The sequence below is a fragment of the uncultured Chitinophaga sp. genome (assembly GCF_937874145.1).
GTDB lineage: Bacteria > Bacteroidota > Bacteroidia > Chitinophagales > Chitinophagaceae > Chitinophaga.
Genome location: NZ_CALNBI010000471.1, coordinates 1 through 5019, shown reverse-complemented (window position 1 = coordinate 5019; position 5019 = coordinate 1). Strand labels below are relative to the sequence as shown.

The 5019-nt window shown below is 55.8% G+C and carries 6 protein-coding genes; 5 read left to right on the top strand and 1 reads right to left on the bottom strand.

The window, feature by feature from the left end; translation table 11 throughout:
• Positions 1-201 precede the first annotated feature (201 nt).
• The 3 genes from Q0510_RS22685 to Q0510_RS22675 all read left to right on the top strand — a co-directional run bounded on the left by Q0510_RS22685 (position 202) and on the right by Q0510_RS22675 (position 3252).
• Positions 202-1971 (top strand): response regulator, encoded by a 1770-nt coding sequence (locus Q0510_RS22685; protein ID WP_298716840.1) that lies wholly within the window; start codon positions 202-204, stop codon positions 1969-1971.
• Positions 1972-2065: 94 nt separating this feature from the next.
• Positions 2066-2974, top strand: coding sequence for a UbiA family prenyltransferase (locus Q0510_RS22680; protein WP_298716837.1), 909 nt, complete (start codon positions 2066-2068; stop codon positions 2972-2974).
• A gap of 95 nt (positions 2975-3069) precedes the next feature.
• Positions 3070-3252, top strand: coding sequence for a YtxH domain-containing protein (locus tag Q0510_RS22675; protein ID WP_298716834.1), 183 nt, complete (start codon positions 3070-3072; stop codon positions 3250-3252).
• 71 nt (positions 3253-3323) lie between these two features.
• On the opposite strand, the gene Q0510_RS22670 is transcribed toward Q0510_RS22675, so the two are convergent.
• Positions 3324-3740 carry a DUF6496 domain-containing protein gene (locus tag Q0510_RS22670; RefSeq protein ID WP_298716831.1) on the bottom strand — a complete coding sequence of 139 codons (417 nt, stop codon included), beginning with the start codon at positions 3738-3740 and terminating at the stop codon, positions 3324-3326.
• Positions 3741-3821: 81 nt separating this feature from the next.
• Here Q0510_RS22670 and Q0510_RS22665 point away from each other — a divergent pair, with 81 nt between their 5' ends.
• On the top strand, positions 3822-4253 hold the full coding sequence (locus Q0510_RS22665) for a DUF2141 domain-containing protein (RefSeq protein ID WP_298716829.1): 432 nt from the start codon (positions 3822-3824) through the stop codon (positions 4251-4253).
• Positions 4254-4344: 91 nt separating this feature from the next.
• The coding region (locus tag Q0510_RS22660; RefSeq protein WP_298716826.1) for a DUF2490 domain-containing protein at positions 4345-5019 on the top strand (675 nt) is incomplete at its 3' end.

Genomic DNA, 5019 nt, shown 5'->3' with positions numbered 1-5019 from the left:
TGGGAAGGCGGCAGGCGTTTTGCAGGAAACCGTTGCGGTCCGGATTGGAAAAGTGGGAAGTCATATGGAGATAGCCCGTTTCAAACTCCCAGCGATTCCACAAAGCCAGATAAAAAAATTGTATCTTGGCCGGGACTGTTACTACAACTGTTCAAAAGACATCAGAGACATCAGAGAGACGTATTTTATAACCCGCTATGCATGGAAACTAGGATCCCTGGCCAACGATCCCTACTGAAGGACCTCCTGCAACGATGGATACATACCGGCACCGCCGGGGTAGAGAATCCCCGGGTCAGGCGTGGTATCGTCATCATCAACACCCTTTCGCTGCTGACGGCATCCCTGATCGCCGTGGTGGCATCGCTGCTGTATTTGTATACCGGTTCGTTGCGGATACTCGTACCGGCGGGCGGAGAGGGCCTGTGCTGGGGGGGCGTCATTTACCTCAACCACCGGCGCTGTTATTCGCAGGCCAGCCTGGCCACGCTGGTGATCCACTGTACATTTGCCGTCTATTTCGGGTCGATGCTCGGCAATGCCATGCCCATCGAGATGATCACGGCATTCCTGCTGACCTTCCTCATCGGCGCATCGTTCATCGTCTTCAAGCATAAAAACCTCCGCCTGGTGACCCTCTTTTCCGCCCTGGCGCTACTGCTGGCGGTGGAAGCGAATCACTATTTCGGGATCGTGGAACCCATTTACGTGGTGCCCGCCAACATGCCCATCGTTAAAATGGCCTGCTGGGCGGGGATGCTGGCATTGATGGGATATGTCACTTATTTCATCATCCGCCAGAACGATATGTTCCTCCGCGAAAATGAGCTCCTGATGGAAGCCCTGAAGGAAGCCGACGCGGCCAAGACAAAATTTCTCCGGGAAACCAGCCACGAGATCCGGACGCCGCTCAATGCCGTTTTCGGGATCGCGCAATTGCTGAACGAACGGAAGATGCAGATCGGCGACCCGGCGCTCCGGGAAGAGATCGGCTACCTGTATGCCGCTAGTTACCTTTCCCGCGAAATCATCAATAATGTGCTGGATCTCGCCAAGATAGAAGCCGGCATGCTCGACGAGCCGCATCCCGCGCCGGTCCGCCTGCGCGAGGGCATCGAAGCCTGCGTGGCCATCAACCGTTACGTCGCCAATACGCGCAACGTGCGCATCCAGCTGCATATCCACCCGGCGCTGCCCGAATGGATCGCCACCGACCGGATCTTCCTCACCAAAATCGTCAACAACCTGCTGTCCAACGCCGTGAAATTCGCACCCGCAGGCTCGCTGGTGGAAGTACGGCTGGAACGGAAAGGCGACAGGTTGATGGGAACGGTGAAGAACGAAGGCACTATCCGGCAGGAGAAGCTTGCCGATATGTTCAAGCCATTCGTAGCGGAGCGGAACGGTGAAGTGGAAGGCACGGGCCTCGGATTGCAGATCACCCGCCAGCTGACGCAGCGCCTGGGCGGGGAAGTATCCGCCGAAAACCAGCATGCGCACACCGTTTTCCGGTTTATGCTGCCGCTCATAAGCGCGGAAGGCCCGGAAACGGCCGTCCCCGTAGCGCGCCGGTCCGCGCGGTTCGATGGCTATACCGTACTCGTGGTGGAAGACGACCTGATCAGCCGGCACGTTTTGCAACGCTACCTGGCAGACGCAGGCGCCGTGGCGCTCATGGCAGAAAGCGGGGAGGAGGGGCTCCGGATGCTGAACGTCACCATTCCCGATCTCGTTATTACAGACAGCCATTTACCAGGGATACAGGGCGCGCAGGTATTGCAGCACATCCGCAACGAACCCGCGCTACGCCATCTGCCCGTGATCATTTCTTCCGGCGACGCTTTCACCGAAGCGCGCGAGAGCCTGCTGCGCCAGGGCGCGAGCGATTACCTCGTAAAACCCTTCCTGTACACCGACCTCCAGGCATTGCTCGAAAAACATCTTCCCGCACGCAAGCCGCAACCCGCATAGCGAAAGGATTTCGTTCAATACCGATGATTTGCTGAAATATTTCTATTTTTAGTGAAGACACATTTTTCTCCACCCGTCTATCACTAATAAAAGTATGTTTTACCTATGCAAATCGGCGGTTTCCGCCTCCATGCGCGAATTGTATCTTATTTGGCGCTTCATCAACAACGATATCTGGGATACCGTCATCCCCTGCATGATCACATTTATCGCCGCCTGGGTGTATGTGGGCAGGCCGGTGTCCGAGTTTCCGCAGTATTTCTTCTATTCGGCGGCGTACACGCTGCTGTATATCCTCACCTTCTGCATCGCCAACCAGGTGAATTCCGTGGAGGAGGACCGCATCAACAAGCCCGACAGGCCCCTGGTGCAGGGGCTCGTTACCGAATCCGAAACGCGCCTCCGCCTGGTGGTATACAATATCCTGTTCCTCGTCGTAGCGGCCTTCCTGCATGTGCTGCCCCTGGCCCTGGCCTGGATGGTGGTCACCCAGATGCTGTGCAAATGGGGCTGCAGCAACCATTGGTTCACCAAAAACGTTGTCTGCATTTCGCTGGGCACCGTTACGCTGCTGGCGGCGGAATGGAGCATTGTGGGCGAAGTGGGCGCAAAGGCCTGGTGGTTCATCATCACCATCAGCCTCTGGGCCGGGCTGGGATTGCCGGTGCAGGACATGCGCGACCAAACGGGAGACGCCATCATGGGCAGGAAAACATTGCCCCTAGCCGTGGGCGACCGCATGGCCCGGGTGTTCCTCAGCGCCTGGTTCCTCATCGGTTCGCCGTTCGTGTACTTCTGCATTTTTTGGTCGCAGGCTTCGCTGGGTGAGATTTTCGGCAGCGTGCTGCTGACGGGCATCCTCATCGCGCAGGCGCTCTGGCACTGGGGGATCGCGCTGCGGCTCTGGCTGTACAAAACGCCCAAAGCGGACGACCAGACTTACCACTGGTTCGTTTACCTCTTCATCGTCACCATTCCCATGATCTGCCTTTTCCCGCACTGACGAAAATCAGGCTGGAACTGCCCGCCGTCATTCCCGGCGCGCGCAGCACCATGTACTTTTGTGTTATCAATTCAAACGATAAAACACGAAACGATATGAAAAAGAATCTGAAAACAGCAGCGGTACTTGGCGCCGGTATGATCGTAGGCGCGGCATTGGGTGTTTTATACGCTCCGTACAAAGGCGCGAAAGCCCGCAGGAGGATCGCTAAATGGACGCAGGAGAATAAGGACCTGCTGATGGCGAAATTCCGCCAGCCGGACCTGATGCATAACTAATTATTCGGGGTTTGTTTTAAACGGGATCGCCGGCCTGTGAAGGTCGGCGATCGTTTTTTTGCATGATTCCGTCAGGATGCGGCTGCCGCTTTTTTTCGCGTAGCGCGCTTGGCGGTGGTTTTCTTCTTCGTGCCGGATTTGGCGGCGGATTTTTTAGGCCCTGGTTTGGAAGCGGCCTTCCTGGTAGTGGACTTCTTCGGCCCAGGCTTGGAGGCGGCTTTACGGGTTGAGGTTTTCTTTTCACCGGATTTGGCGGCAGACTTTTTCGGTCCGGGTTTGGAAGCGGCTTTGCGGGTAGATGTTTTCTTTGCAGCGGCCTTTTTAGGCACTTTGCCGCCTTCTTCCCGCGCTTCACTCAAACCGATGGCGATGGCCTGCTTAGGGTTGGTGACCTTCTTACCGCTACGGCCGCTCTTCAGCTTGCCTTCCTTCATCTCATGCATGGCCCGCTCCACCTTGTCCTGGCTTTTTTTACCATACTTTGCCATATATTTGGTTTTACGGGAACCACCTCAAAAGACAGGCCATCATCATGGCACATCTTTTTCATATTCATACAAAACGAACTTATGACCCGATTCTGTTACCTCACTATCTTTACTGTTTCCATGCTTATGAGCGCCGGCGCCGCCGCACAGGGGACCTACAAAATCAAGCTGACGAATCTTGAAAACAAGAAGGGCGACGTCTATATCGGATGGTACGTCAATTCCTCCGACTTCATGAAGCCGAAAAAGGCCACCATCGCGAAGATCGTTCCGGTAAACGGTATCGGTGAAGTGATAGTTACGTTCCCCAAAGTACCCTCGGGCAAGTACGCCATCAGCGCCTTCCTCGACGAAAACGGCGACAAGGATCTCAACCTGAGTTTCATTGGCAAGCCCACGGAGAAATACGGGTTCAGCAACGACGTGCGCCCCGCCATGCGGCCCGCTTTCTTTAACGAAGCGGCGTTTGATGTCAGCGCTAAGGACGGGGAAATGACGATCGAGCTGAAATAAGGATTGTAGAAGGATTGCCCCATCCTGCGCAGGATTGCCGCAACCAACGGGCGTGTTTTATTGTTGTAATGGGTAAACTTCGTTTTCCTTTATGCGACATGCCGCCTCCTGGCTTTTGATCCTTTGCTCTACGCTTGCCACCGCCCAAACACCCGCGAAACAGATCACGGATAACCAGCACGTCTGGCTTTCGGTCAATTCCACCATGCGGTTCAGCGACCGCTGGGGCGCTATCGCGGATGTGCATGTCCGCCGCACGAACTACATCGCCGACCCAAGTTTCTACTTCGTACGCGGCGGCGCCAGTTACTGGTTAGCCGATAATCTCTCGCTGGTAGCCGGATACGGGCATATGTGGCTCGCATCTACCGTCAACGGCAAAACCGCTTTCGCGGATGAAAACCGCGTGTACCAGCAGATTTTATACAGCAGCCGCATCAACACCGTGAGCGTCCTCAACCGTTTCCGTAATGAACAGCGCTGGCGCGAAGTGCTGGACAACGGCAAATCCACCGGCGACTTTTCGTTTTCCAGCCGGCTCCGCTATCTCCTCAGCCTGGGGATCCCTGTCTCTAAAAACCCAAAATTCCCGCAGATCAGCATCGCCAACGAGCTGGCCGTCCAGTTCGGGCAATCGGTGGTGTACAACACCTTTGACCAGATCCGCCTGTTCGGGGGCATCAGGCAAGGTTTCGGGAGAGGATGGTCCTACGACCTCGGCTATATGCTCGTGTACCAGCAGGGCGCGGGCGGCAATACCTATAAC

Bases quoted from the DNA above. Each gene is read 5' to 3' on its own strand.
- Q0510_RS22685 (WP_298716840.1), top strand. From the start codon at position 202: ATGGAAACTAGGATCCCTGGCCAACGATCCCTACTGAAGGACCTCCTG.
- Q0510_RS22680 (WP_298716837.1), top strand. From the start codon at position 2,066: ATGTTTTACCTATGCAAATCGGCGGTTTCCGCCTCCATGCGCGAATTG.
- Q0510_RS22675 (WP_298716834.1), top strand. From the start codon at position 3,070: ATGAAAAAGAATCTGAAAACAGCAGCGGTACTTGGCGCCGGTATGATC.
- Q0510_RS22670 (WP_298716831.1), bottom strand. From the start codon at position 3,740: ATGGCAAAGTATGGTAAAAAAAGCCAGGACAAGGTGGAGCGGGCCATG.
- Q0510_RS22665 (WP_298716829.1), top strand. From the start codon at position 3,822: ATGACCCGATTCTGTTACCTCACTATCTTTACTGTTTCCATGCTTATG.